General features: G+C 71.3%; 23 protein-coding genes and 1 riboswitch. Of the genes, 5 read left to right on the top strand and 18 right to left on the bottom strand.

Going from position 1 to position 24,174, the window contains the following annotated elements:
- Positions 1 to 39: 39 nt before the first annotated feature.
- The 3 genes from ACFRAC_RS14185 to ACFRAC_RS14195 all read right to left on the bottom strand — a co-directional run bounded on the left by ACFRAC_RS14185 (position 40) and on the right by ACFRAC_RS14195 (position 2,667).
- Positions 40 to 1,215 (bottom strand): ArsA family ATPase, encoded by a 1,176-nt coding sequence (locus tag ACFRAC_RS14185; RefSeq protein WP_382924157.1) that lies wholly within the window; start codon positions 1,213 to 1,215, stop codon positions 40 to 42.
- A 63-nt stretch (positions 1,216 to 1,278) separates the two neighbouring features.
- Positions 1,279 to 1,719: an SRPBCC family protein gene (locus ACFRAC_RS14190; RefSeq protein ID WP_382924158.1), complete on the bottom strand. Its 441-nt coding sequence runs from the start codon at positions 1,717 to 1,719 to the stop codon at positions 1,279 to 1,281.
- Between the two features lie 141 nt (positions 1,720 to 1,860).
- Entirely contained in the window at positions 1,861 to 2,667 is an 807-nt protein-coding gene (locus ACFRAC_RS14195; RefSeq protein ID WP_382924159.1) for a metallophosphoesterase, read from the bottom strand.
- A gap of 296 nt (positions 2,668 to 2,963) precedes the next feature.
- On the opposite strand from ACFRAC_RS14195, the gene ACFRAC_RS14200 reads away from it, so the two are divergent.
- On the top strand, positions 2,964 to 4,760 hold the full coding sequence (locus ACFRAC_RS14200) for an AMP-dependent synthetase/ligase (protein ID WP_382924160.1): 1,797 nt from the start codon (positions 2,964 to 2,966) through the stop codon (positions 4,758 to 4,760).
- A gap of 92 nt (positions 4,761 to 4,852) precedes the next feature.
- On the opposite strand, the gene ACFRAC_RS14205 is transcribed toward ACFRAC_RS14200, so the two are convergent.
- On the bottom strand, positions 4,853 to 5,995 hold the full coding sequence (locus ACFRAC_RS14205; protein ID WP_382924161.1) for a glycosyltransferase family 4 protein: 1,143 nt from the start codon (positions 5,993 to 5,995) through the stop codon (positions 4,853 to 4,855).
- Positions 5,996 to 6,112: 117 nt separating this feature from the next.
- On the opposite strand from ACFRAC_RS14205, the gene ACFRAC_RS14210 reads away from it, so the two are divergent.
- Complete coding sequence (locus ACFRAC_RS14210; protein WP_382924162.1) at positions 6,113 to 7,348, top strand: glycosyltransferase 87 family protein; 1,236 nt, start codon at positions 6,113 to 6,115, stop codon at positions 7,346 to 7,348.
- 16 nt (positions 7,349 to 7,364) lie between these two features.
- On the opposite strand, the gene ACFRAC_RS14215 is transcribed toward ACFRAC_RS14210, so the two are convergent.
- The 5 genes from ACFRAC_RS14215 to ACFRAC_RS14235 all read right to left on the bottom strand — a co-directional run bounded on the left by ACFRAC_RS14215 (position 7,365) and on the right by ACFRAC_RS14235 (position 12,696).
- Entirely contained in the window at positions 7,365 to 8,558 is a 1,194-nt protein-coding gene (locus ACFRAC_RS14215) for a hypothetical protein (protein ID WP_382924163.1), read from the bottom strand.
- Positions 8,559 to 8,590: 32 nt separating this feature from the next.
- Positions 8,591 to 9,604 carry an NlpC/P60 family protein gene (locus tag ACFRAC_RS14220; protein ID WP_382924164.1) on the bottom strand — a complete coding sequence of 338 codons (1,014 nt, stop codon included), beginning with the start codon at positions 9,602 to 9,604 and terminating at the stop codon, positions 8,591 to 8,593.
- 229 nt (positions 9,605 to 9,833) lie between these two features.
- Positions 9,834 to 10,868 carry an NlpC/P60 family protein gene (locus tag ACFRAC_RS14225; protein ID WP_382924189.1) on the bottom strand — a complete coding sequence of 345 codons (1,035 nt, stop codon included), beginning with the start codon at positions 10,866 to 10,868 and terminating at the stop codon, positions 9,834 to 9,836.
- A gap of 210 nt (positions 10,869 to 11,078) precedes the next feature.
- Positions 11,079 to 12,422 carry an NYN domain-containing protein gene (locus tag ACFRAC_RS14230; RefSeq protein ID WP_382924165.1) on the bottom strand — a complete coding sequence of 448 codons (1,344 nt, stop codon included), beginning with the start codon at positions 12,420 to 12,422 and terminating at the stop codon, positions 11,079 to 11,081.
- A 34-nt stretch (positions 12,423 to 12,456) separates the two neighbouring features.
- A complete protein-coding gene (locus ACFRAC_RS14235; protein WP_382924166.1) occupies positions 12,457 to 12,696 on the bottom strand; it encodes a hypothetical protein in 240 nt (79 codons plus the stop codon).
- Between the two features lie 165 nt (positions 12,697 to 12,861).
- On the opposite strand from ACFRAC_RS14235, the gene ACFRAC_RS14240 reads away from it, so the two are divergent.
- Both ACFRAC_RS14240 and ACFRAC_RS14245 read left to right on the top strand, forming a co-directional pair.
- Positions 12,862 to 13,611, top strand: a complete 750-nt coding sequence (locus tag ACFRAC_RS14240; RefSeq protein WP_382924167.1) for a rhomboid family intramembrane serine protease — start codon at positions 12,862 to 12,864, stop codon at positions 13,609 to 13,611.
- Positions 13,608 to 13,889 carry an Lrp/AsnC family transcriptional regulator gene (locus ACFRAC_RS14245; RefSeq protein WP_055624522.1) on the top strand — a complete coding sequence of 94 codons (282 nt, stop codon included), beginning with the start codon at positions 13,608 to 13,610 and terminating at the stop codon, positions 13,887 to 13,889. The genes ACFRAC_RS14240 and ACFRAC_RS14245 overlap by 4 nt, the downstream gene beginning before the upstream one ends.
- A 55-nt stretch (positions 13,890 to 13,944) precedes the next feature.
- On the opposite strand, the gene ACFRAC_RS14250 is transcribed toward ACFRAC_RS14245, so the two are convergent.
- From ACFRAC_RS14250 to ACFRAC_RS14275, 6 genes are all read right to left on the bottom strand, one after another.
- Complete coding sequence (locus ACFRAC_RS14250) at positions 13,945 to 15,312, bottom strand: aminotransferase class V-fold PLP-dependent enzyme (protein ID WP_382924168.1); 1,368 nt, start codon at positions 15,310 to 15,312, stop codon at positions 13,945 to 13,947.
- 126 nt (positions 15,313 to 15,438) lie between these two features.
- Positions 15,439 to 15,555, bottom strand: a riboswitch (SAM riboswitch).
- Positions 15,556 to 15,627: 72 nt separating this feature from the next.
- Positions 15,628 to 16,692: an anthranilate phosphoribosyltransferase gene (gene trpD / locus ACFRAC_RS14255; protein WP_382924169.1), complete on the bottom strand. Its 1,065-nt coding sequence runs from the start codon at positions 16,690 to 16,692 to the stop codon at positions 15,628 to 15,630.
- A 139-nt stretch (positions 16,693 to 16,831) separates the two neighbouring features.
- Positions 16,832 to 18,469, bottom strand: a complete 1,638-nt coding sequence (locus tag ACFRAC_RS14260) for a cytochrome bc complex cytochrome b subunit (RefSeq protein ID WP_382924170.1) — start codon at positions 18,467 to 18,469, stop codon at positions 16,832 to 16,834.
- Positions 18,466 to 19,515: a Rieske 2Fe-2S domain-containing protein gene (locus ACFRAC_RS14265; protein WP_382924171.1), complete on the bottom strand. Its 1,050-nt coding sequence runs from the start codon at positions 19,513 to 19,515 to the stop codon at positions 18,466 to 18,468. The genes ACFRAC_RS14260 and ACFRAC_RS14265 overlap by 4 nt, the downstream gene beginning before the upstream one ends.
- Positions 19,512 to 20,324 carry a c-type cytochrome gene (locus tag ACFRAC_RS14270; RefSeq protein WP_382924172.1) on the bottom strand — a complete coding sequence of 271 codons (813 nt, stop codon included), beginning with the start codon at positions 20,322 to 20,324 and terminating at the stop codon, positions 19,512 to 19,514. The genes ACFRAC_RS14265 and ACFRAC_RS14270 overlap by 4 nt, the downstream gene beginning before the upstream one ends.
- A gap of 80 nt (positions 20,325 to 20,404) precedes the next feature.
- A complete protein-coding gene (locus tag ACFRAC_RS14275) occupies positions 20,405 to 21,025 on the bottom strand; it encodes a heme-copper oxidase subunit III (protein WP_382924173.1) in 621 nt (206 codons plus the stop codon).
- 147 nt (positions 21,026 to 21,172) lie between these two features.
- On the opposite strand from ACFRAC_RS14275, the gene ACFRAC_RS14280 reads away from it, so the two are divergent.
- A complete protein-coding gene (locus tag ACFRAC_RS14280; protein ID WP_382924174.1) occupies positions 21,173 to 21,574 on the top strand; it encodes a hypothetical protein in 402 nt (133 codons plus the stop codon).
- Between the two features lie 46 nt (positions 21,575 to 21,620).
- Here ACFRAC_RS14280 and ACFRAC_RS14285 read toward each other — a convergent pair whose 3' ends face one another.
- From ACFRAC_RS14285 to ACFRAC_RS14295, 3 genes are all read right to left on the bottom strand, one after another.
- Positions 21,621 to 22,871 carry an Ig-like domain-containing protein gene (locus ACFRAC_RS14285; protein ID WP_382924175.1) on the bottom strand — a complete coding sequence of 417 codons (1,251 nt, stop codon included), beginning with the start codon at positions 22,869 to 22,871 and terminating at the stop codon, positions 21,621 to 21,623.
- Positions 22,872 to 23,008: 137 nt separating this feature from the next.
- Positions 23,009 to 23,407 carry a cytochrome c oxidase subunit 4 gene (locus ACFRAC_RS14290; protein ID WP_361342549.1) on the bottom strand — a complete coding sequence of 133 codons (399 nt, stop codon included), beginning with the start codon at positions 23,405 to 23,407 and terminating at the stop codon, positions 23,009 to 23,011.
- Positions 23,404 to 24,174: cbb3-type cytochrome c oxidase subunit I (locus ACFRAC_RS14295; RefSeq protein ID WP_382924176.1), on the bottom strand; the 771-nt coding region annotated here is incomplete at its 5' end. The genes ACFRAC_RS14295 and ACFRAC_RS14290, both read right to left, overlap by 4 nt.

Here is a 24,174-nt window from a genome sequence, read left to right on the forward strand (position 1 = left end):
GCTCGTCCCTATGACGTTACCCGACCGGCGGTGGCCGCTTCACTGGGCGCGGGGCCACAGATCGGGGTCCGGGGCGAACCGGATCCGCAGCTCGCCGTCGCGCAGCCCGGCCCCGTCCACGGCGCACCTCCGCAGCGCGGAGGGCAGCGGCACGATGCGCCGGAACTGCCCCGCCGCGAGGACGAGTTCGTCGCCGCGCCGGATCAGGTCGAGCTCGTCGCGGTGCGCGCCCGGCAGGGGGATGTGCCAGACCAGGACGCCGTCGTCGGCGAGCCGGTCGATGACGGGCCACTCGACCGTGGAGGACGTCCCGTTGACGACGGGCACCGCGAGCGCGGCGAGGTCGTGGGCGCCGCGCGGGTCGTGCCCGAGGTGGGCGACCTCGTGGACGTCGTGGGCGCCGCGCCACCCGTCGGTCACCTTGCGCTGGTGGGCGACGGGCCCGGCGAGCCAGCTGCCGGGGCCGGCCTCCGCCTCGGGCAGCACCCGGTTGGCGATCAGCAGGTCGGGGCGCAGCCCGCGCAGGGCGAGGCCGAGCTCCGCGGCGCGCACGGCGTCGGCGCCGCCCGGACCGGGTTCGGCGACGAGCCGTACGACGGTGTCGCGGTCGGCGACGACGGCCTCCACGGCGGCCAGCTCGACGTCCCAGCGGGCGGCGGTCTCGTACAGCCACTCCGCCGGCATCGGGACGCCGGCCAGCCGGCCGAGGACAGGGCGCAGGGCGCGGGCCGCCTGGCGTTCCGGCGGGAGCAGGCGGCGCAGGTAGCGGCGCAGCTCCTCGGGCAGGGAGAGCAGGGCGAGGGCGTGCGCGGTGGCGGGGAGGTCGACGACGAGGAGGTCGTGGGCCTCGGCGAGCGCGGCGTCGCGCAGGGCCCGCAGCAGCGCGAGCTCCTCCGCGCCGGGCAGGGGGGTGACCTCCTCCGGGTCGAGCCGGGAGGCACCGAGCAGGTCGAGGGCACCGGTCGCCCGCTCCTGGAAGGCGGCGAGGTCGTCGCGGAAGCCGGTGGCGGCGTCGGGGCGCCAGGCGGTGAGCCGGGGCGCGGCCTCGACGGGGGCCGCCCCGGTGCGCACCCCGAGGGCCGCGCCGAGGGTGTCGGTGCGGTCGGCACTCAGCACGAGCGTGCGGGCGCCGTCGGCGGCCGCGGCGAGCGCGGTGGCCGCCGCGACGGTCGTACGGCCGCTGCCGCCCGGGCCGGTGATCAGGATGGTGCGCATAGGGGTGAACCGTAACGGACGGCGCGGTCCCGTCCGGCGCGGTGCTCCCGGCCGGGAGCGGAGCTACGTGGCGGACTCCACGCGCTTCTTCAGACCGGCCAGGGCCCGGTCGATGATGACCTTCTCGGCCTTGCGCTTGATCATCCCCAGCATCGGGATCTTGACGTCCACGGTGAGGGCGTAGGTGACCTCGGTGGCGCCGGCGCCGGCCGGCGCGAGGAGGTAGGAGCCGTCCAGGGAGCGCAGCATCTGGGACTTCACCAGCGTCCAGGACACCTCGTGCTCGCCGGTCCAGGTGTACGCCAGCACCTGGTCGTCCTTGATCGCCCCGGCGTCCATGACGAGGCGGACCTGCTCGGCGCGGCCCTGGCCGTCGGTCGCGAGGACCTCCGCCTCCTTCACCTCGCCGGTCCAGTCCGGATAGCGGGCGAAGTCGGAGATGACCCCCATGACATCGGCCGGTGCCGCCTCGATCGTGATGCTCGAGCTGGTGTGTTCCGCCATCGCCGTGGCTCCTCCAGAAGCGGCCGGTAAAAAGTGGTGTGCGCACGCGGGCGCAGCGTGAAGGCTACCGCGCGCAGGGCCGGGCGCAGCCACCCCCACCTGGGCGATCGCGCGGAAACCGCCCGGGGGGCCGGAATCCGCTCACCACTGCAGCGCCCACGGCTTCCCCGACCGGGCGAAGTGGCCGACGTTCACGCACTCGGTGGCGCCGATCCGCATGCGCCGGACCAGCGGCTGGTGGACGTGTCCGAACAGCGAGTACCGGGGCCGGGTGCGGCGGATCGCCTCCAGCAGCGCCCGGCTGCCGCGCTCGAAGCGCCGCGCGACGGTGTCGTAGACGAGTTCCGGCACCTCCGGCGGGATGTGGGTGCACAGCACGTCCACCTCGCCGACGGCCTCGATCTTCGCGGCGTACTCCTCGTCGCTGATCTCGTAGGGCGTGCGCATCGGGGTGCGCAGGCCGCCGCCGACGAACCCGAAGGTCCAGCCGCCGATCTCGGCCCGCTGCCCGTCGAGGACCGTGACGCCGGGTCCGGCGTACTCCGGCCACAGGGGCGGGATGTCGACGTTGCCGTAGGTGGCGTACGTCGGTGTCGGCAGGACCGAGAACATCTCGCGGTACTGCTTGCGGACCGCCTTCTCGATCACCGCGGCCCGGTCCGCGCCGATGCCGGCCCACAGCCGCGCCCCGAGCTCGCGGGCCTCGTCGAAGCGCCGGGCGGTGCGCAGCTCCACGATGCGGTCGGCGTTCTCCACGCCGAACAGGTCGGGGAAGATGCCGCGCGAGTGGTCGGCGTAGTCCAGGAACAGCACCAGGTCGCCGAGGCAGACCAGGGCGTCGGCGCCGTCACCCGCGCGGGCCAGGTCACGGGCGTTGCCGTGCACGTCGCTCACCACGTGGACGCGGGTGCCGCGCGTGCGGTTGTTTCCCGTCGGTGTCGCTGCCATGGCGATCAAGGGTAGGCGGATGGGGAAGACGTGAACAGTGGCGGCCGAACCGATGGTTACTGGCCAGTCGTCCGAACGCTCGACTACTCTGCGCGCAGAAACACCAATCCGTGTGACGCAGAGAACATCTCGCCGGGACCCCCTGTCGGAGAAGCCATACCGACGGGTAACGTCCGGTCGGTCCAGTCGTGCTCAGGATTTCAACAGCTGAATCCCCGAGCACCTGCCCGAGCCTTGGACCGATCGGTCGCATCACACAACGTCGTGGCGCCGGCGCCCTATGAGGAGCAGCAGTCTTGCGCGAGTTCAGCCTTCCGGCTTTGTACGAGGTCCCTGCGGACGGCAACCTCACCGACATCGTCCGCAGAAACGCCGCGCAGCACCCGGACGTGGCCGTCATCGCCCGCAAGGTCGGCGGTGCCTGGCAGGACGTCTCGGCCACCGCGTTCCTCGCCGAGGTGCGCGCGGCCGCCAAGGGCCTGATCGCCGCCGGGGTCCAGCCGGGCGACCGGGTCGGCCTGATGTCCCGCACCCGCTACGAGTGGACCCTGCTGGACTTCGCGATCTGGTCCGCGGGCGCGGTCACCGTGCCGGTGTACGAGACCAGCTCGCCGGAGCAGGTGCAGTGGATCCTCGGCGACTCGGGCGCCACCGCCGTCGTCACGGAGCTGGACGCCCACACCGCGGTTGTCGAGTCGGTGCGCGACCGGCTGCCCGCCCTCAAGCACGTCTGGCAGATCGACGCCGGCGGCGTCGAGGAGCTGGGCCGGCTCGGGCAGGACGTCGCCGACGCCACCGTCGAGGAGCGCGGCTCGCTGGCGAAGGCCGACGACCCGGCGACCATCGTGTACACCTCGGGCACCACGGGCCGCCCCAAGGGCTGTGTGCTGACCCACCGCAGCTTCTTCGCCGAGTGCGGCAACATCGTGGAGCGGCTGCGGCCCCTGTTCCGCACCGGCGAGTGCTCGGTCCTGCTCTTCCTGCCGCTGGCCCACGTCTTCGGGCGCCTGGTGCAGATCGCCCCGATGATGGCGCCGATCAAGCTGGGCACCGTCCCGGACATCAAGAACCTCACCGACGAACTGGCCGCGTTCCGGCCGACGCTGATCCTGGGCGTCCCGCGGGTCTTCGAGAAGGTCTACAACTCGGCCCGGGCCAAGGCGCAGGCCGACGGCAAGGGCAAGATCTTCGACAAGGCGGCGGACACGGCGATCGCGTACAGCCGGGCGCTGGACACGCCGTCCGGGCCGTCCGTCGGCCTGAAGTTCAAGCACAAGGTCTTCGACAGGCTGGTCTTCAGCAAGCTGCGCGCGGTCCTCGGCGGCCGCGGCGAGTACGCGATCTCCGGCGGCGCCCCGCTGGGTGAGCGGCTCGGGCACTTCTTCCGCGGCATCGGCTTCACCGTCCTGGAGGGCTACGGCCTGACCGAGTCCTGCGCGGCGACCGCGTTCAACCCGTGGGACCGGCAGAAGATCGGCACGGTCGGCCAGCCGCTGCCGGGTTCCGTGGTGCGCATAGCGGACGACGGCGAGGTGCTGCTGCACGGCGAGCACCTGTTCAAGGAGTACTGGAACAACCCGGGCGCCACCGAGGAGGCGCTGGCCGACGGCTGGTTCCACACCGGCGACATCGGCACCCTCGACGAGGACGGCTACCTCCGCATCACCGGCCGCAAGAAGGAGATCATCGTCACCGCGGGCGGCAAGAACGTCGCCCCGGCCGTGATCGAGGACCGCATCCGGGCGCACGCGCTCGTCGCGGAGTGCATGGTGGTCGGCGACGGGCGTCCGTTCGTGGGCGCGCTCGTCACCATCGACGACGAGTTCCTGGGGCGCTGGTGCGCCGACCACGGCAAGCCGGCCGGTTCCACGGCGGTGTCGCTGCGCGACGACCCGGATCTGCTCGCCGCCGTCCAGTCGGCGATCGACGACGGCAACGCCGCGGTGTCGAAGGCGGAGTCGGTGCGCAAGTTCCGCATCCTGCCCGCCCAGTTCACCGAGGAGTCGGGCCATCTGACGCCGTCGCTGAAGCTCAAGCGCAACGTGGTGGCGAAGGACTTCGCCGACGAGATCGAGGCGATCTACCAGAAGTAGGGCACGCCGCCCGTACGGCGGTCCCGGGCGCGGTGTCCCCGGCGGGGAGCCGCGCCCTCGTGCGTACGGCGTCCGGCGTCCGGCGGGACAGTTCAGAGCAGGGCTTCGAGCCGCTCGGCCAGCAGGTCCCAGCGCCACTTCTCCTCGACCCACGCCCGGCCCCGCTCCCCCATGCGGGCCCGCAGCCCGGCGTCCCCCAGCAGCGTGACGATGCGGTCGGCCGCCTCCTGCGGGGAGCCGCCGCGCACGACCCAGCCGGTCTCCCCGTCCAGCACGGCGTCCGGCGCCCCGCCGGAGTCTCCGGCCACGACGGGCAGCCCGGTCGCCGACGCCTCCAGGTAGACGATGCCGAGCCCCTCCACGTCGAGGCCGCCCCGGCGGGTGCGGCACGGCATGGCGAAGACGTCACCGGCGCCGTAGTGCGCGGGCAACTCGGACCACGGCACGGCCCCGGTGAACCGCACCGAGTCGGCGACGCCGGTCTCCCGGGCCAGCCGGCGCAGGTCCTGCTCGTAGGGCCCGCCGCCGACGATCAGCAGCACGGTGTCCGGCTCGGCGGCCAGGATGCGGGGCAGCGCCCGGATCAGGGTGTCCTGGCCCTTGCGCCGCACCAGCCGGGACACGCACACCACGACGGGCCGGTCCGTCAGCCCGAGCCGGGCCCGGACCTCGTCGCCGCCCGATCCGGGGTGGAAGGTCTTCTCGTCGACGCCGGGCGGCAGCTGCACCATCCGCGCGGCCGCCTCGGGCGTCAGGGCGCCCGCGATCCGCGAGCGGGTGTACTCGCCGAGGTAGGTGAGGATGTCGGTGCTCTCCCCGATCCGGCCCAGCAGCTGCCGGGCCGCGGGCAGCTGCGCCCAGCCCGCTTCGTGGCCGTGGGTCGTGGCCACCAGCCGCTCGGCGCCCGCCCGGCGCAGCGCCGGCGCCATCAGGCCGAGCGGCGCGGCCGCCCCGAACCACACCGACGTGCAGCCGTGCTCACGCAGCAGACCGACCGCCCGCCGGGTCGCCCCCGGCGTCGGCAGCAGCATCGTCGTCCGGTCCCGTACGACCGTGAAGGGCTGCTCGGCGTCGAAGGCGGCGGTGGCCTCGGCGCCCTCCCGCCCACGTTTCCAGGTGGAGGCGTGGACGACGAGGCGCTCGGGGTCGAGCCGCAGCGCCATGTTGTGCAGGAACGCCTGGATGCCGCCGGGGCGGGGCGGGAAGTCGTTGGTGACGATCAGGGTCTTGTGCATCGCCGCCGACCCTATCGAAGCCGTCGTTCGCGCCCCGGCCCGGCCGCGTATGTGGCCCGCGCCCCGCCGGGCAGGACATCATGTCCCTTCGAGCCGGATCGAACGGACGGGGTTCTGGTGGAGACGACGGGCACGCGGCGGTCCCTGGCGTGGCTGGTGGGCGTCTGGTGCCTGACCAGGACGGCCCTGCTGCTGTTCGTGTTCAAGGTGTACGTCTTCCCCGGCCCGGACGTCACCAGCGACGTGTCGGTCATCTACCACGACTGGTACGAGGTGCTGCGCACCGGCACCTTCCCGCTGGACGACGTCACCTGGCAGTACCCGCCCGCCGCCGCCCTCGCGGTCCTGGCGCCCGCGCTGGTCTTCTGGCTGGACTACACCTCGGCGTTCTTCGTCCTCGCCTTCTGCGCGGACCTCGTGGTCCTGCTGCTCCTGCTGTACGCCGGGCTGCGCCCGGGCCGCCTCGTCCGCGGGGCCTGGGTGTGGGTGGTGGGCGTGCCGCTGCTCGGGCCGACGGTGTACGCGCGCTACGACGTGATGGTGACCGCCGTCGCCGTGGCCGCGCTGCTGGCCGGCGCCCGGCGCCCCGCGCTGATGGGCGCGCTGACGGCGTTCGGGGCGATGCTCAAGGTGTGGCCGGTGCTGCTGCTGGTGGCGGCCCGCCGGCGCGGGGTGTGGCTGTGGGCGGCGCTGACCGCGGGCGCCCTCGCGACGGCGTTCGCCGTCGCCATGCCCGGCGCGTTCGCGTTCCTCACGTTCCAGCGCGACCGGGGCACCGAGGTCGAGTCGCTGGGCGGGCTGGTCCTCCATGTGGCCCGGCAGCACGGCTGGGACGGCCAGGTCCTGCTGAACTACGGCTCGGTGGAGTTCCTCGGCCCGTACGTCGACGCCGTCAGCTCGGCCGCCCTCGCCCTGAGCGCCCTCGCGTTCGGCTGGCTGTCGCTGTGGCGGCTGCGGGCGCGTCGTTTCGCGCCGCACACGCTCGCCGACGCCGCGTTCGTGGCGGTGCTGATGTTCACCACGACCAGCCGGGTGATCAGCCCGCAGTACCTGGTGTGGCTGGTCGGTCTCGCCGCCGTCTGCCTGTGCTTCCGCGGCAGCCCCATGCGCCTCCCCGTCTCTCTGGTGCTCGCCGCGTGCCTGGCGACGGTGCTGGAGTTCCCGGTGTGGTTCGCGCACGTCGTGGCGAGCGACGCCCTCGGCGTCACCCTGCTGTTCGTCCGCAACGGCCTGCTGGTCGCCGCCACCGTGCTGGCGGCCCGCGCGCTGTGGCGCTCCACGACCGGGCGTCCCGCCCCGCTCCCGGTGCCGCGGCCGACGGAACGCGCCCGCGAGACGTCCCTGCCCTCCTGACACCGGCCGCCTCGGCTCAGCCGAACTCGGTGCGCAGATAGGCCTGCCACTCCTCGGTGAACCGCTCCGCCGAGGTGCCGAGCACGTCCTCCAGGGCGTCCGCCACCGCGCCCGCGCGGCCGTCGTGCGCGCCGACGGCCCGATAGAACGCGGCGAGCCGGTCCTCGCCCCAGCGCCCGGCGATCATCCGGCAGGCCATCCAGCCGCTCTCGTACGCCTGCGCGAGGCGCCCGGCCTCGCCGGTGAAGCCGAAGTCCGCGTCGGCCGGGAGCGCGGCGGGCACCCGTCCCTCGCGCACCGCGCGCGCCAGCTCGGGCGCCGCCTCGGCCGGGGTGCGGGCGCCGCCCAGGTAGCCGATCCAGTCGGCATAGCCCTCCGAGAGCCACAGCGGGGTCGCGCGGGTGGTGTGGGCGCGGGTGGCGACGTGGGTGGTCTCGTGGGTGAGGACGACCTGCCGGCCGAGGTCGCCGAGGACACCGTACGCGTCCGGGTTGACGATGATCCGGTCCGCGGGGGCCTTGGCCGGGGCGTCGGTCTCCCCGGTGGTGACGGCGGCGATCCCCCGGTAGGACGACTCGGGCGAGCCGAGCAGCGCCGCCATGCCGGTCAGGGACTTCGGGACGAGGACGACGACGTGCCCGGACCAGTCGCTGTCCCAGGCGCGTGACACGGCGGGCACCGCGCGGTCCGCGAGCCGCGCGAATCCGCGCAGGTCGTCCTCGGACCTGCCGACGCCCAGGACGAGGCTGTGGTCGCCGCGGACGGCCTCGACCGGGCCCTGGTCCCACAGCTGCTCGGCGGAGCCCTCGGCGGGCCGGTCCGTCTTCACGTACCAGGCGCCGTCGGCGTCCCGGCCGAGGGCGAGGACGCGGCCGGCGGTGACGGGCGCCCGGTCGTAGCCCTCGACGCGGTAGCGCAGCTCGGCCTCGGCCACCGCCTCGTCGCCGTCCCAGCGCAGCCCGGTGACGCGGTAGGACCAGTCGGCGAGGGGCACCTCGCGCAGATACGCGGACCAGCCGCTCGCGCCGGTGCGCAGATACGCCGTGCGGTCGTGGTGGAGCAGCGCGGCGGCACGCCGGTCCAGGAGCCGCTGCACCTCGGCGCGGGTGCCGTCGGCGCCGGGCCGCCCGCCGCAGCCGACGAGCCCGGCGAGCAGCAGGCAGAGGGCGACGACGACCCGTGTTCCCGGCACCCGCCCGCGACCAGACATTTCCCGATCGTACGGCGGGGCGGGCGCGGAGGTCAGACCCTGGTGACCGTCGCCCCGGGGATCATGCCCACCGGGTCGTAGCGCACGGGCGCCCCCGGGTAGGGCGCGTGGATCACCTGGCCGTTGCCCATGTACATCCCGACATGGCTGGCGTCGGAGCGGTAGGTGACGATGTCGCCGGGCCGGGCCTCGGAGAGCGGGACCTGCCGCCCGGCGTACCGCTGGCCCTGCGAGGTGCGCGGCAGACCGACGCCGGCCTGGGCGTACGACCACTGGATCAGGCCCGAACAGTCGAAGCCGGACGGCCCGTTGGCGCCCCACACGTACGGGCGGCCGAGGGCGGACTGGGCGGCGGCGACGGCGGCGGCCGCCCGGCCGGAGGCGGGCAGGGCGTCGCCGAAGCCGGGCAGTTCGGTCCGGCCGGAGCGGGAGGCCCGGTCGTAGGCGGCGCGGTCGGCGGCCGTCAGGGAGTTGAGGAGCCGGCGCGCCTGGCTGAGCTTCCGCTCGACGGTGCGCTTGTGCGTGGCGACGGCCTGGCGGCTCTTGTCGAGTTCGACGAGTTTCCCGGCCGCCTCGGAGCGCTCCTGGGCGAGTTCGCGCATGGCGTCCTGGAGCTCCTTGAGCTCGCCCGCGTGGTGGGCGCTGATCCGGGCGAGGGTGGCGGCCCGGTCGAGGTAGTCGCCCGGGTCGTCGGCGAGCAGCAGGGCGAGGGACGGGTCGATGCCGCCCGAGCGGTACTGGGCGCCGGCCAGCGAACCGAGCGCGTCCCGCTTGGAGTTGATGTCCTGCTGCTGGCGGGCGATGCGGTCCTGGGCGCTCCTGACCTCGGTGCGCAGCTTCTCGGCGCGTTCCTCGGCCCGGTTGTACGCCTCGGTGGCCTTCTCGGCCTCCGTGTAGAGGCGGTCCACCTCGGCCCGGGTGTCGTCGTGCGGCGCGGCGACCGCCGGTACGGCGCCGAGAGCGGCGGCCGCTGCGGACAGGACGCACAGCGCTGCGCCGGCGCCCCGGTCGAACCCGGATGATTCAAGGCGACGATGGGACCCCACGGGAAGCCGCGCTCCTTCCGCTGGCGGACAACGACTGCTCCCCCGGCGTCGGGGGAAACGCGGCAGACAGTAGCTCCGTGCGAGGGGCGGCCACCAACGGCCGTCGCGGGCACACACCGTGACGCCCCGCCTCTGACGCAGGTCATCGGCGGGGCGCGGGGTCAGGCGGTGGTGCCGTAATTCGCCCGATCGGGCGGCACTCCGTGTTGATCTTGCGGGGTGCTCCGGGTCAGATCCGGACGCCGAACTGGAACGGCATGTTGTTGATCGACTCGTAGCGCACGACCGTGCCGGAGCGCGGGGCGTGCAGGATCTGGCCGTTGCCCGCGTAGAAGCCGACGTGGTGCTGGTCGCCGTAGAAGATGACCAGGTCGCCGACCTTCAGCTGGGACTGGCTGTAGATCCTGGTGCCGTAGTTGGCCTGCGCCTGCGAGGTGCGCGGGATGCCGACGCCGGCCTGGGCGAAGGCCCAGGAGGTCAGGCCCGAGCAGTCGAAGGAGGACGGGCCGGAGGCGCCGTAGACGTAGGGCGAGCCGATCTTGCTCTGGGCGGCCTGGAAGGCGGCCATGGCGCGGCCCGTGCCCGGGGTGGTGTTGCCGAGGTCCACGCGGTCGGAGGCGGAGCGGCTGGCGCGGGCGTCCTCGGCGGCGAGGGCGGCCTTCTCGGCGGCGGTGAGGCTGTTGAGCAGCTTCTGCGCATCGCCCAGCTTGGCCTGGACTTCCTTCTTCTTCTTGCCCAGCTCGGTGCGGGTGGAGGAGAGGTCCTTGAGCTTGTCCGCGGCCTCGGCGCGCTGCTGCGCCAGCTCGCGCTGCTTCTCCTGGATCTTCTTCAGCGACTCGACCTGCTGAGCGCTCAGCTGGTCCATCGTGGACGCCTTGTCCAGATAGTCGTCCGGGTCGGCCGACAGGAACAGCTGGACGGAGGAGTCGATGCTGCCGGTGCGGTACTGCGCGGCGGCGGCGAGACCCATGGCGTCGCGGAGCTCGTTCAGGTCCTCCTGGCCCCGGGCGACGTTGTCCTGGATCGTGGAGATCTCCTTCTGGAGCTTCTCCTGCTTCTCCTTGGCCCCGTTGTACTTCTCGGTGGCCTGCTCGGCCTGCTCGTAGAGGGCGTCGACCTTCGCCTTGACCTCGTCCTTGCTGGGCTTCTCGCTGGGTGCCGCGTTGGCAGCCTGGGAACTGATGGCCACGGCGGCGGCTGCCGCGGTGGTGAGCACGGTCACACGTGCACGGCTCGGCTGCTTGGGTCGACGGTGGGACGCCACGGAGGTGAACTCCTTCTTCTGAGTGATCACCCGCTCGGAGGTTCGAGCCCAGACCCTAGTGACCCTCCTGTGATCAGATCAAATCCTCACCGGAAAAATCTCACCCCAGCCGTCATTCTTTACACACAACTCACAGGTCGTCACGCGCGATTGACGCTGTGTGGCGCGATCGCCCCATCAATTCGGGCATAGCACCTGTACGTTGGCGCTTCAGGACAGGCGCTTGAGAAGTACCGCAGATGCCACGGGGCGCGCGCCGGCGCGTGCGACCCCGTCCGCCACCTCGCGGTCCGTCGAGGCGACGATGACCGGCCGGCCGGGCGGCTCGGCGCGGACGAGCTGACGGATCAGCTCGTCGGCCGTCACCCCCGGCTTGGAGAACAGCACCCGCACGCCGCGCGGCGGTGCCAGCAGCACCGGCGCGGCCAGTTCGGCCCCGTCGAAGACACAGGTCACCTCGGCGCCGGTCTGCGCGGCGAGCTGCGAGAGCTGGCCGAGGAGCCGCAGGCGCTGCTTCTCCAGCGGCATCTGCGGATAGCCGGTCTTGGTGACGTTGTAGCCGTCGACCACCAAGTGCGCCTGGGGCAGGGCGAGTAGCTGGTCGAGGATGGCCGGGTCGTGCTCGGACAGCGCCCGCGCGGCGATGTCCTTCGGGGACATCCGGCCCGGCTCGACGGCGTCCACGGTCTCGGCGGGCCGCACCGACACCGGCGGCAGCGCCAGCTCGCGCCGAAGTCCCTGGGTGGCGTCCAGCAGGGTGTCCAGGAGCAGCCGTACGCGCATGTCCTCCACGCTGCGCCCCTCGCGGGCGGCGCGGCGCGTGGCCTCCAGGGCCGCCTCGGACTCCGCGAGCCGCGCCTTGAGCCGCCGGGTCTCGCTCTCGGCCGCCGACACCTGGGTGTTCCCCTCGGCCCGTACGGCCTCGGTCTCGGCCCGGGCCTTGCGCAGGGCCGCCTCGCCGCGCTTGACGTCGCTGAGGGCCGAGCGCAGCTTGCGGTGCAGGGACTCGGCCTCCTTCTTCGCCGCGTCCAGCTCCGCGCGCAGCCGCTCGGTCTCGTGCCGGGTGTGCTCGCGGGCCTGCGCCAGCTCCCCGCGCAGCCGCTCCAGCTCGGCACGGCTCTCCTCGCCGGCCCGCTCGGCGTCGGCCCGCTGGGCCTCCTCACCGGCCGCGGTGACCAGCTTGACCCAGCCCGCGTGCCGCAGCACATAGGCCGCGGCCGCCACGTCGAGCGGGTCCGCGGCCGCGGGCGCCGAGCCGGAGTCGAGGGCGCCGGTGAGCTCCGGCTGGGCCTCTCTGAGCTTCTCCCCGATCCGCTGGCGGAACAGCGGATCGGTCTCCAGCGCGGCCGCCATCGCGTTCCCCGCGAACTTCGCCCGGCGGTTCGGCGCGAATCTGGCGTACTGCCGCAGCTGCGCGGGCAGTTCGCCCACGGTCAGTCCGCCGAACCCGTCGGACACGATCTGCACGACCCTGCGGCGCACACCGTCGGGCAGCGGACGGTCGAGCACCTCAGCGGCGCCGTCCTCCGGCCCCCCGCCTTGTGTCTCCACCATCCGTCACCCCAATACGTGTGCGGTGCCGTCCCCGTCAGGAACCGGCGCCCGGCCTGTCCACGAGCTCCACCTTGTCCACCGCGTTGCACCAGCGGCAGCGCACCGCCTCGATCGTCTCACTGAGCACCTCGCGCTCCTCGACCTTGGGCTCGCCGGCCAGATCGAGGTGGACGTACTCGACGACCTTGGACGAACGCGTCACGTCGAAGCGGGTGAGGTTGCCGCAGAGAGTGCAGCGCCACCGCGTCGTCCCGGTGGGCAGGGGAACCGTCATCGTGACCGCGCTCTTTCCTTCTAGGCCTTCTATTGTCCGCCACGCCCCGGGCTGCCGGGGCATGTGGCTCGTAACCCTACGGCCTGGCGGGTACTCGCCGCCCGCCCGTCCGTGGCGGCGAGGCGGTCTGCGGGAGTGCGTCCCGTTACGTCATGCTCTGTATTCATGATCCGCACCTGGCGCCCGGCGCGCTCCCCGGCCCGGTCCGGCACCGCGGCCCGCAGGCCGCCGGCGCCGGTGACGCACACACTGATCGTCCTGTGCGCCGCGCTGTTCCTGGCCGGGCCGGCGGCCGGCCTCAATCCGGCGTTCGGCTCCGGCGAGGAGCTGCTCGCCGCGCAGCGGGCCTACTTCCACCGCTGGGGCGTGGTGCCCGCGGACCTCTTCGCGGGCACGCCCCGGGCGGCGCTGACCCCGGTCACGGCCCTCTTCGTGCACGGCAGCTGGGTGCACCTGCTCGGCAACATGCTCTTCCTCTACGTATTCGGCGCGATGACCGAGGAGCGGATGGGCCGGGTGCAGTTCACGCTGTTCTGCCTGGGCTGCGGTTATCTGGCCCTGCTGGGCTACTCCGCCGCGAACGACGACTCCACCCAGCCGCTGGTCGGCGCCTCCGGGGCGATCTCGGCGGTCCTCGGCGCGTTCCTCTTCCTGTTCCCCACGGCACGGGTGACAAGCCTGCTGCCGTTCCTGCTCTTCCTGCCGCTGCGCTTCCCCGCCTGGATCGTGCTGCCCTTCTGGGTGGCCGTCCAGTGGGTCGCGGCCGGCCGGGCGGGATCGGGGCCGGGGGTGGCGTACCTGGCGCATCTGGTGGGCTTCGGCCTGGGCTTCGGCTACGCGTGGGCGCGCTTCGGGCGGCGCACTAGAGTGAGGAGCACCCGAGCTCCGGCCCCCGAGGGAGAGAACAAGCCGTGATCACCGCGATCGTCCTCATCAAGACCAGCGTGGACCGGATCCCCGAGATCGCCGAGCAGATCGCGTCGCTGGACAGCGTCAGCGAGGTCTTCTCGGTCACCGGCACCTACGACCTGATCGCGATGGTGCGGGTGAAGCGGCACGAGGACCTGGCGGAGGTCATCCCGGGCCGGATCAGCAAGATCCCCGGCGTCGAGGGCACCGACACACACGTCGCCTTCCGCACCTACTCCCAGCACGACCTGGAGGCCGCGTTCGCCATCGGCCTCGACAGCTGAGAGGGCGCTCCCCGGCGGCGCAGGCCGTGCCGGCGCGCCGCCGGGGACGGGCCGCTCAGGCCGAGGTGTCGGGCACGCAACGGCCGTTCTCGGTCCGGTAGTTCCACCGGGCGCCGTCCGTCACCAGTTCCCGCACGGCCGTCACGAACCGCTCGACGTGCTCGTCCGGCGTCCCGGCGCCGAAGCTGACCCGGATCGCGTTGAGGGACTTCTCGCCCGGCTCCGCCTCCGGGGCACCGCACTCCCCCTGGGTCTGCGGGTCGCTGCCCAGCAGGGTCCGCACCAGCGGGTGGGCGCAGAACAGCCCGTCGCGGACGCCGATGCCGTACTCGGCGGACAGGGCGGCCGCGAAGTGGGAGCTGTTCCAGCCCTCCACGACGAAGGAGAGCACACCGACGCGCGGGGCGTCGTCGCCGAACAGCGACAGCACACGGACCTCGGGCACCTCGGCGAGGCCGGCCCGCACCTTCTCGATCAGGTACCGCTCCCGGGCGACCAGGCCGTCGAAGCCGGCCTCGGTGAGGGCCTTGCAGGCGGAGGCGACGGCGTAGGCGCCGATGACGTTCGGGGAGCCGGCCTCGTGGCGGGCGGCGCTGTCGTGCCACTCGACGTCCAGTCCCCCGTCCTCGCGCCGGGTCACCGTGCGGCTGGCGCCGCCGCCCGCGAGGTACGGCTCCGCCGCGCGCAACCAGTCGGAGCGGCCCGCGAGCACGCCGGAGCCGAACGGGGCGTACAGCTTGTGCCCGGAGAAGGCGACCCAGTCGACGTCCAGGTCGCGGACGCTCACCGGGTGGTGCGGGGCGAGCTGCGCGGCGTCGAGCACGATCCGGGCGCCGTGCGCGTGCGCGGCCGCCGCCAGCTCCCTCACGGGCCACAGCTCGCCGGTGACGTTGGAGGCGCCGGTGACGCAGACCAGGGCCGGGCCGTGGGGGTCGCGGTCGGCAAGGGCGCGCTCCAGGGTCCGCACGGCCTCGCCGGGGGTGCGGGGCGCGTCGAGGAAGGTGACGCGGGCGTCGCGCCACGGCAGCAGGGAGGCGTGGTGCTCGGTCTCGAAGACGAAGACGTGGCAGCCGGCCGGAAGCGCGGCGGCGAGCAGGTTGAGCGAGTCGGTGGTGGAGCGGGTGAAGACGACCTGGTCGTCGTCGCGGCAGCCGAGGAACTCGGCGACGGTCCGGCGGGCGTTCTCGAACAGGTCGGTGGAGAGCTGCGAGAGGTACCCGGCGCCCCGGTGGACGCTGCCGTAGTACGGCGCGTAGGCGGCCACGTCGTCCCAGACGCGCTGCAGGGCGGGGGCGCTGGCGGCGTAGTCGAGGGCGGCGTAGGTGACCTCGCCACCGGTGACGAGCGGGACGGTGACATCACCGCCCAGAACGGGCAGCGGGGCACAAATGTCCTGGACGGAGGCAGCACTGGAGACAGACATGACGGAACTCCGTGAGAGAAAGAGTGAAAGTGAAGAAGGGTGTGCGGAGGCGGGGCTCGGCGGCCCTATCGCATTCGCTTGCTCACGGAAGACTCCTCGACGACCAGGATCCCTGGAATCGTGAGGGATCCGCGCTTGCCGCAGACCTCGCTGCCTGCGGCCTGGTCTTCACCCGGGGCACCCCGCCACGGACGGAGGGTTGCCGGACAGTCGGCCGGGGCCTCATGACTGTCACTCATGACCTGGTACGGGAAAGTACGCGAGATGATCGTCGTCCCGCAACCCGTGTCCGGATCGCGGGACGGCACTCGCCCGTCAGGCGTTGCTGGCGGCCACCCAGCGCTCCAGCGTCCGCTTGGCCGCGCCGGAGTCGATGGACTCGGCGGCCTTCGCCATGCCGCGCCGGATCTGCTCGGTGAGCGGGGCGTCCGAGGGGTCCAGCGCGACCAGCGCGGCGGCCGAGTTGAGCAGGACGGCGTCCCGTACGGGTCCGGTCTCCCCGTCCAGCAGCCGCCGGGCGACCTCCGCGTTGTAGGAGGCGTCGGCGCCGCGCAGGGCCTCCACCGGCACCAGTTCGATACCGACGTCCCGCGGGTCGAAGCTCTCCTCGCGGACCACGCCGTCGCGTACCACCCACACGCGTGAGGTGGCCGTCGTCGTCAGCTCGTCGAGGCCGTCGTCGCCGCGGAACACCAGCGCGGACGAGCCCCGCTCGGCGAGGACCCCGGCGATCAGCCCCGCCATGCGGGTGTCGAAGCAGCCGACGGCCGAGGCGCCGACCCGGGCCGGGTTGGTCAGCGGGCCGAGCAGGTTGAACGAGGTCGGGATGCCGAGGTCCCGGCGCACCCCGCCGACGAACCGCATCGAGGGGTGGAACTTGGCGGCGAAGCAGAAGGTGATCCCGGCCTCGTCGACCACCCGGGCCACCCCTTCGGGGGACAGGTCCAGGTTGATCCCCAGCTTCTCCAGCACGTCCGAGGAGCCGCTCGCCGAGGAGGAGGCGCGGTTGCCGTGCTTGACGACCTTGGCGCCGGCCCCGGCGATCACGACGGCGGACATCGTGGAGATGTTGACCGTCCTGGCCCGGTCGCCCCCGGTGCCGACGATGTCCACGGCGGGCCCCGGGATGTCCAGGGGCTGCGCGTGCGCGTACATCGCCTCGACCAGGCCGTTGACCTCCTCGACCGTCTCGCCCTTGGCGCGCAGGGCGACCATGAACCCGGCGATCTGCGCGTCGGACGCCTCGCCGCTCATGAACCGGTCCATCGCCCAGGCGGTGTCGGCGGCGCTCAGATCCCGGCCGGCCAGCAGGGCGCTCAGGACCTCGGGCCAGGAACGGCCCGCCGCGGTGTCGCCTCCAGCGGGGGTCACAGCGCTCATAAGCCGCTCCAGGGTCAGGTGTCCCGCACTTCGGGACATCGGTCTCAACGAGGTCCACCCTATCCAGGCGCCGGACACGGAGAGGGGCCCCGTCCGAAGACCGGACGGGGCCCCTCTGCCGTGTGTGGCGGTGCAGCGATCAGTGGTGGCCGTGGCCGCTCGTGATCTCCTTGTACTCGTCGACGGTCGGCTTGGGAATCTGGCCGTCCGTGCCGTAGAACGACTTGCTGAGCTTGGCGCGCAGCTTCTCGGACGCCTTCACCTTGCGCTCGACGCCGTTCTCGTCGACCGTCGGGCCGATCTCGGCCGGCTTGTACTGCTCGTGCGCGGTGAGCGTGTACATCGCGTCCTGGCTGAGCGGCTCGTGGATCTCGATGTACTCACCGTGCGGCAGGCGCTTGATGATGCCCGACTCGCGGCCGTGCAGCACCTTGTCCTTGTCCCGGCGCTGGAGGCCGAGGCAGATGCGCTTGGTGATGATGAACGCGAGGACCGGTCCGACGAAGAAGCTGATCCGGACGAACCAGGTGACCGCGTTGATCGACAGGTGGAAGTGGGTGGCCCACAGGTCGTTGCCACCGCCGACCAGACCGATCATGTACACCGTGATCCAGGCGACGCCGAACGCGGTGCGCGTCGGGGCGTTGCGCGGGCGGTCCAGGATGTGGTGCTCGCGCTTGTCGCCGGTGACCCAGGACTCGATGAACGGGTAGACCGCGATCGCCGCGAGGACCACGCCGAAGAGCACCAGCGGGATGAACACGCCGAGGACCAGCGTGTGACCCCACAGGTTGATCTCCCAGCCCGGCATGTAGCGGACCAGACCCTCGGCGAAGCCCATGTACCAGTCGGGCTGGGCGCCGGTGGAGACCATGTCCGGACGGTAGGGGCCGATGGCCCAGACCGGGTTGATCTGCGCGATGGCCGCGATGACCGCGATGACACCGAAGACCAGGAAGAAGAAGCCTCCGGCCTTGGCCATGTAGACCGGCAGCAGCGGCATGCCGACGACGTTCTTGTTGGTCTTTCCGGGCCCCGCGAACTGCGTGTGCTTGTGGTAGAAGACCAGGATCAGGTGGCCGACGACCAGGCCGAGCATGATGCCCGGCAGCAGCAGGATGTGGATCGAGTAGAACCGGGCCACGAAGTCGACGCCCGGGAACTCGCCGCCGAAGAGGAAGAACGAGATGTACGTGCCGACGATCGGCATGGACAGGATCGCGCCCTCGGTGAAGCGGACACCGGTGCCGGAGAGCAGGTCGTCCGGGAGCGAGTAGCCGGTGAAACCGGTGAACATGCCCAGGACGAACAGCAGGAAGCCGAACAGCCAGTTGATCTCACGCGGCTTGCGGAACGCGCCCGTGAAGAACACGCGCATCATGTGCACGAACATGCCGGCGAGGAAGATCAGCGCCGCCCAGTGGTGGATCTGCCGGATGAGCAGACCGCCGCGCACGTCGAAGGAGATGTGCAGCGTGGAGCTGAACGCCTCGCTCATCAGCTGGCCCTGCAGCGGGACGTAGCTGCCGTGGTACTCCACCTCGTTCATCGACGGGTGGAAGAACAGCGTCAGGTACACACCCGTGAGGATGATGATGATGAAGCTGTAGAGGCAGACCTCACCCAGCATGAACGACCAGTGGTCGGGGAAGATCTTGCGCATGTTGGCCTTGGCCAGGGAGTAGATCCCCAGGCGGCCGTCGGCCCAGTCGGCGACGCGTTCGCCGGCCGGCGCCTTCCCGCGAGCGCGGGACTCGTTGGTCTCTGAAGTGCTCATCCGCGCTCCCAGAATGCAGGACCGACGGGCTCCGTGAAGTCGCCGAGCGCCTCGAGGTAGCCCTCGTCGTTCACACCGATGCGCAGCTGCGGCAGGGGGTGACCGGCCGGGCCGAAGATGACCTTGGCGCCGTCGGAGAGGTCGAAGGTGGACTGGTGGCAGGGGCAGAGCGCGTGGTGCGTCTGCTGCTCGTACAGGGAGATCGGGCAACCGACGTGGGTGCAGATCTTCGAGTACGCCACGATGCCCTGGTAGGACCAGTCGAGTTCGTGCTTGTCCTTGATGTCGTCCGGCTGGAGCCGGATGATCATCAGGGCCGCCTTGGCGATCTCGTTCTGGAAATCGTGGTCGTGCTCCTCCAGGCCCTCGGGCTTGGCGAAGGTCAGAGAACCGACCGCGACGTCCTCGGGACGCAGCGGCTCGTTCGTGTTCATGTTGACGAGCAGCTTGCCCTTGGACCACAGCGTGTGGCGCAGCTTGGTGCCGGGCAGCGGGCCGAGGTCGCGCAGCAGCACGACGCCGGAGAGCGGGAACAGGGCCAGCGCGCCGAACATCGTGTTGCGGATCAGCTTGCGGCGGCCCAGCGCCGACTCCTTGGCGCCCTGCTTGAAGTCGGCCATGACCTTGGCCTTGACGTCGGGGTCGGCGGCGATCGGGTGCCGCTCGTCCGCCACCTCGACGTCGGACATCAGCGTGCGGGCCCAGTGGACCGCGCCCGCGCCGATGCTGAACAGCGCCGTGCCGAGGGTCAGGCCCAGCGCGAAGTTCAGCGCGTTGAGGTGACCGATCGGGAAGACGAAGATCGACTTGTCGTGCGGGATCGCCACGTACGAGGCGATGAAGCCGACGGTGGCCAGCATGGACACCGTGAACAGCAGGGCGACCGTGCGCTCGGACCGCTTGGCGGCCCGCTCGTCGACGTCCTGGATCCGGTGCTCGTGCGGAGGCAGCCCCGGGTCTGCGAAGGGGTGCTTCTCGTCCGCCACCGCGACGTGGGCGCCCTGCTCAGCGGGCAGCTTCTCTTCTGGGATGTCTTGGCTACTCATGACTTCCTGGCCTTTGCGGTCCGAGCTGCGACCCAGATGGCGACCGCGATCAGGGAACCGAGGCCGAAGATCCAGGCGAAGAGGCCCTCACTGACCGGCCCGAGGCCGCCCAGCTCCAGACCGCCCGGGTTCACCGTCTCGTCACTGTTGACCGCGTGCAGGTACGCGATGATGTCCTTCTTGTTCTGCTCCGACAGGGTGGTGTCGGGGAAGGACGGCATGTTCTGCGGGCCCGTCTGCATGGCCTCGTAGATGTGCTTGGGCTGGACGCCCTCCAGGCTCGGGGCGTACTTGCCCTTCGTCAGGGCGCCGCCCTTGCCGGTGAAGTTGTGGCACTGGGCGCAGTTGTTGCGGAAGAGCTCACCGCCCTTGCCGATGTCCGCGCCCTCGGGGTCGTACTGGTCCTTCGTCGGGACCGACGGACCGGCGCCCAGCGAGGCGACGTACGCCGCGAGCTGGTCGATCTCGGCCTGCGAGTAGATGTTCTTCTTCCGCGGGACCTGGGCGCCCTGGGAGGTGGCGGCCGGCATGCGGCCCGTCGAGACCTGGAAGTCCACGGCGGCCGCGCCGACGCCCACCAGGCTCGGACCGTCGGAGGTGCCCTGACCATTGGTTCCGTGGCAGCTGGCGCAGCCGACGGTGTAGAGCTTCTTGCCCTCCTCGATGGTGAGGGACTGGGCGGATTCCTCGGCCTGCGCCTTGTCCGCGGGCGCGAACACGGCGTACAGCCCCCCCGTGCACGCCAGCGCGAGGAGTAGGACGACGACTGCCGCCAGCGGATGGCGTCGTCGTGCGGAGAGCTTTTTCACGGATTACCCCGGTGTCAGGATCTTCTGCGTCGATGCTTCTGGTAGGTGCGTTGGTGGAACGCGCGCGGGATCGGGCCCGGCTACTTGATCATGTAGATCGTGGCGAAGAGACCGATCCAGACGACATCGACGAAGTGCCAGTAGTAGGACACGACGATCGCAGCGGTCGCCTGTTCGTGCGTGAACCTCCGGGCCGCGTAGGTGCGGCCGAGGACCAGCAGGAAGGCGATGAGACCGCCTGTCACGTGCAGTCCGTGGAAGCCGGTGGTCAGGTAGAACACCGAGCCGTACGGGTCCGACGAGAGCGAGAGGCCCTCGTGCTTGACCAGCTCCGTGTACTCGAACACCTGACCGCCGATGAAGATCGCACCCATGATGAAGGTGACGATGAACCAGCCCCGGAGCTTCTTCACGTCACCGCGCTCGGCGGCGAAGACGCCGAGCTGGCAGGTGAGAGAGGAGAGCACCAGGATCGTGGTGTTCGTCGCCGAGAACGGGAAGTTCAAGGCCTGGGCCTTCTCACTCCAGAACTCGGGGCCCGTCACCGATCGCAGGGTGAAGTACATCGCGAAGAGGGCCGCGAAGAACATCAGCTCGGAACTCAGCCAGATGATGGTTCCGACGCTGGTGAGGTTCGGCCTGTTGACCGACGGGTGCGCGTGCCCGGTTTCTACTGTCGTTGCTGTCGCCACGACCGACATTATGTCGGTCGCTTATCCCGCCCTCACTCCGGGGGGTGCCGTTCGGAGTGTCTTCCCCCTTCAAACCGGTGTTGACGTGGTGTTCAAGGGAGTAGCATCCGGCCCAACGGGCCCTGTCCTTACGACGCCGACGTCACGGAGGAACCCATGCAGCAGACCGCCACGGTGCTGGTCTACAGCGACGACTCCAACACCCGCGAGCAGGTGCGGCTCGCCACCGGGCGCCGGCCCGCACCGGACGTGCCGGTGGTGGAGTTCGTGGAGTGCGCGACGCCGGCCGCCGTCGTCAGGGAGTTGGACAAGGGCGGGATCGACGTCTGCGTCCTGGACGGCGAGGCCGTGCCGATGGGCGGCATGGGCGTCTGCCGGCAGATCAAGGACGAGATCTTCGACTGCCCTCCGGTGCTGCTTCTCATGGGACGCCCGCAGGACGCGTGGCTCGCCACCTGGAGCCGCGCAGAGGCGGCTGTGACGCTTCCCGTGGAGCCCGTGGAGTTCGCCCAGGCCCTGGCCTCGCTGCTGCGGGCCAAGCGCCTCCAGAGCGCCTAGGTCGGCACCCGCCAGGGCGGGTCGCACGGGCCCTCGGGCCTCCTGGTCAGACGTTCTGCGGTCTCAGCCTGGCCCGTTCCGCCGGGCTGGGGCCGTCCGGCGTGCCGCCCACGAGGGCGCTGCCGACGCGCCACTTGGGCCAGCTGAGGTTCCAGTCGCCGTAGCCGTTGCCGAAGGGCGCCATCATCTCGCCGCCGGAGTTCACCACCTCGACGACGTCGCCTTCCTTGATGGTGTCGTAGAACCAGGCCGCGTTGTCGTTGCTCATGCCCGTGCAGCCGTGGCTGACGTTGGCGTAACCCTGGGAGCCGGTCGACCAGGGGGCGGCGTGGACGTACTCACCGCTGTTGGTGAGGCGTACCGAGTGATGCACGATCAGGTCGTAGAAGTCGGACGAACCTATGCTCGCGCTGGTCATCCGAACGGTGCCCTCCTTGGCCAGGACGACCTTGACGCCGTTGCGCGTGTCGTAGCCGGGCTTGCCCGTGGTGACCGGGATCTCGCGGATGACCTCGCCGTTGCGGTAGACGGTCATCACGTGCGACGCGGCGTCCGTCACGGCGATGACCCGGTCGCCGATGTCGAGGGTGAGGGGCTTGGACTTCCCGCCCCGCAGCCGGTCGCCGACCCGGATGCCCTCCAGGCTGCTGCGCGCCCGTACGGTGGCGCCGGCCGGCCAGTAGTCCTTGGGCCGGTAGTGGAGTTCCTTGTCGTCGACCCAGTGCCAGGCACCGTCGACGGCGGGTACCGACTCCACCCGCAGGGACCGCTCGACGGTGGCCCGCTGCTCCTTGGTCGTGACCGGCGCGCTCAGCTTCGCCGTGACGGGCTGGCCCACCCCGTACGTGCCGGTCCTGGGGCCGAAGGTCACCGTCAGCTGCTTCTTGCTGGCCGGTCTGCTGGTGTCGAAGGTGACGACCCTGCGCCCCGGGGCGCCGTCCTCGTCCTCCGTGCTCACCCGGACCGTGTAGCGGGCGTCGGCGGCCAGCGGGGACGTGCTGTGCCACCGGGTGCCGTCGGCGGAGAGTTCGCCCGCCACACGGCGTCCTGTGGCGTCTTGGGCGACGACGTCGGTGATGCGGCCGTCGGAGTCCTCGGAGGTGATCTCCAGGGGCTTGTCCGGGTCGACCTTCCGGCCGTCGCCTATGGGGCCGTTGAAGGCGATCTGCTCCGCCGCGTCGTACGGCTCGGCGGAGAGCGGGTTGCCGTCGCTGCTGCAGCCTGCGGCACTCGCGCCTATCGCGATCAGCAGCAGCGCGCAGCCTATGACGGTGCTCGTGCGCGGTGTATTGCTCATGCCCTCACGCTAGGAAGCGCGGCGGGGAGCGGCGCGCCGAGTCATGCGTTCGGGTGACGGGGGACGGGGGCCGGGACAGACACGGGAGCCCGGACTCTCCTGACGGAGGGTCCGGGCTCCCATGGGACGAACTCAGGTCACTGGGTGCGGTTCTCACCGCGGTAGTACTCGAAGACCCAGCCCCAGATGCCGATGAGGATCATCGGCAGCGAGAAGTACATCAGCCACCAGCCGACCGCGATCGACAGGAACGCGAGAGCGCCGCCGATCGCGAGGGAGAGCGGCTGCCAGCTGTGCGGGCTGAAGAACCCGACCTCGCCGGCGTCGTCCGCGACGTCCGCTTCCTTGTCGTCCTGCGCGCCCGCGTCGACCCGCCGGGCGGTGAAGCCCAGGTAGAAGCCGATCATGATCGAGAGACCGAAGGCCAGGAAGAGCGCCGTGGTACCGGCCGGCTCCTTCGACCACACGCCATAGACGATCGCCATGACGAGGATGAAGATGCTCAGCCACATGAACATCCTGCCTTGGATCTTCACTTGCCGGCCTCCTTGCCACCAGCCAGAGCCTTGTCACCGTGAGGCGCGTTCTCGAGCTGGTCGAGTGCGGCGATCTCAGGGTGATGCAGGTCGAACGCCGGGGATTCGGAACGGATCCGCGGCAGGGTGATGAAGTTGTGCCGCGGCGGCGGGCAGGACGTCGCCCATTCGAGCGAACGGCCGTAGCCCCACGGGTCGTCGACGCCGACCGGCTTGCCGTACTTGGCCGTCTTCCAGACGTTGTAGAGGAACGGCAGGAGCGACAGGCCGAGCACGAACGAGCTGATCGTCGAGACGGTGTTCAGGGCCGTGAAGCCGTCGGCCGCGAGGTAGTCCGCGTAGCGACGGGGCATGCCCTCGGCACCCAGCCAGTGCTGGACCAGGAAGGTGCCGTGGAAGCCGATGAACAGCGTCCAGAAGGTGATCTTGCCGAGACGCTCGTCGAGCATCTTGCCGGTCATCTTCGGCCACCAGAAGTGGAAGCCGGAGAACATCGCGAAGACGACGGTGCCGAACACCACGTAGTGGAAGTGCGCCACCACGAAGTACGAGTCGGAGACGTGGAAGTCCATCGGCGGCGAGGCCAGGATGACACCGGTCAGACCACCGAAGGTGAAGGTGATCAGGAAGCCGACCGCCCAGAGCATCGGTGTCTCGAAGGACAACGAGCCCTTCCACATCGTTCCGATCCAGTTGAAGAACTTCACGCCGGTGGGGACGGCGATGAGGAACGTCATGAAGGAGAAGAACGGCAGGAGCACTCCGCC

The sequence above is a fragment of the Streptomyces sp. NPDC056628 genome, assembly GCF_042792555.1.
GTDB lineage: Bacteria > Actinomycetota > Actinomycetes > Streptomycetales > Streptomycetaceae > Streptomyces.

Excerpts from the sequence above, each read along its gene's own strand:
- ACFRAC_RS14280 (WP_382924174.1), top strand. The coding sequence starts at position 21,173 with ATGCAGCAGACCGCCACGGTGCTGGTCTACAGCGACGACTCCAACACC.
- ACFRAC_RS14260 (WP_382924170.1), bottom strand. The coding sequence starts at position 18,469 with ATGAGCACTTCAGAGACCAACGAGTCCCGCGCTCGCGGGAAGGCGCCG.
- ACFRAC_RS14205 (WP_382924161.1), bottom strand. The coding sequence starts at position 5,995 with ATGCACAAGACCCTGATCGTCACCAACGACTTCCCGCCCCGCCCCGGC.
- ACFRAC_RS14185 (WP_382924157.1), bottom strand. The coding sequence starts at position 1,215 with ATGCGCACCATCCTGATCACCGGCCCGGGCGGCAGCGGCCGTACGACC.
- ACFRAC_RS14215 (WP_382924163.1), bottom strand. The coding sequence starts at position 8,558 with ATGTCTGGTCGCGGGCGGGTGCCGGGAACACGGGTCGTCGTCGCCCTC.
- ACFRAC_RS14250 (WP_382924168.1), bottom strand. The coding sequence starts at position 15,312 with ATGTCTGTCTCCAGTGCTGCCTCCGTCCAGGACATTTGTGCCCCGCTG.
- ACFRAC_RS14285 (WP_382924175.1), bottom strand. The coding sequence starts at position 22,871 with ATGAGCAATACACCGCGCACGAGCACCGTCATAGGCTGCGCGCTGCTG.
- ACFRAC_RS14275 (WP_382924173.1), bottom strand. The coding sequence starts at position 21,025 with ATGTCGGTCGTGGCGACAGCAACGACAGTAGAAACCGGGCACGCGCAC.
- ACFRAC_RS14230 (WP_382924165.1), bottom strand. The coding sequence starts at position 12,422 with ATGGTGGAGACACAAGGCGGGGGGCCGGAGGACGGCGCCGCTGAGGTG.
- ACFRAC_RS14195 (WP_382924159.1), bottom strand. The coding sequence starts at position 2,667 with ATGGCAGCGACACCGACGGGAAACAACCGCACGCGCGGCACCCGCGTC.
- ACFRAC_RS14190 (WP_382924158.1), bottom strand. The coding sequence starts at position 1,719 with ATGGCGGAACACACCAGCTCGAGCATCACGATCGAGGCGGCACCGGCC.
- trpD (WP_382924169.1), bottom strand. The coding sequence starts at position 16,692 with ATGAGCGCTGTGACCCCCGCTGGAGGCGACACCGCGGCGGGCCGTTCC.
- ACFRAC_RS14265 (WP_382924171.1), bottom strand. The coding sequence starts at position 19,515 with ATGAGTAGCCAAGACATCCCAGAAGAGAAGCTGCCCGCTGAGCAGGGC.
- ACFRAC_RS14235 (WP_382924166.1), bottom strand. The coding sequence starts at position 12,696 with ATGACGGTTCCCCTGCCCACCGGGACGACGCGGTGGCGCTGCACTCTC.
- ACFRAC_RS14240 (WP_382924167.1), top strand. The coding sequence starts at position 12,862 with ATGATCCGCACCTGGCGCCCGGCGCGCTCCCCGGCCCGGTCCGGCACC.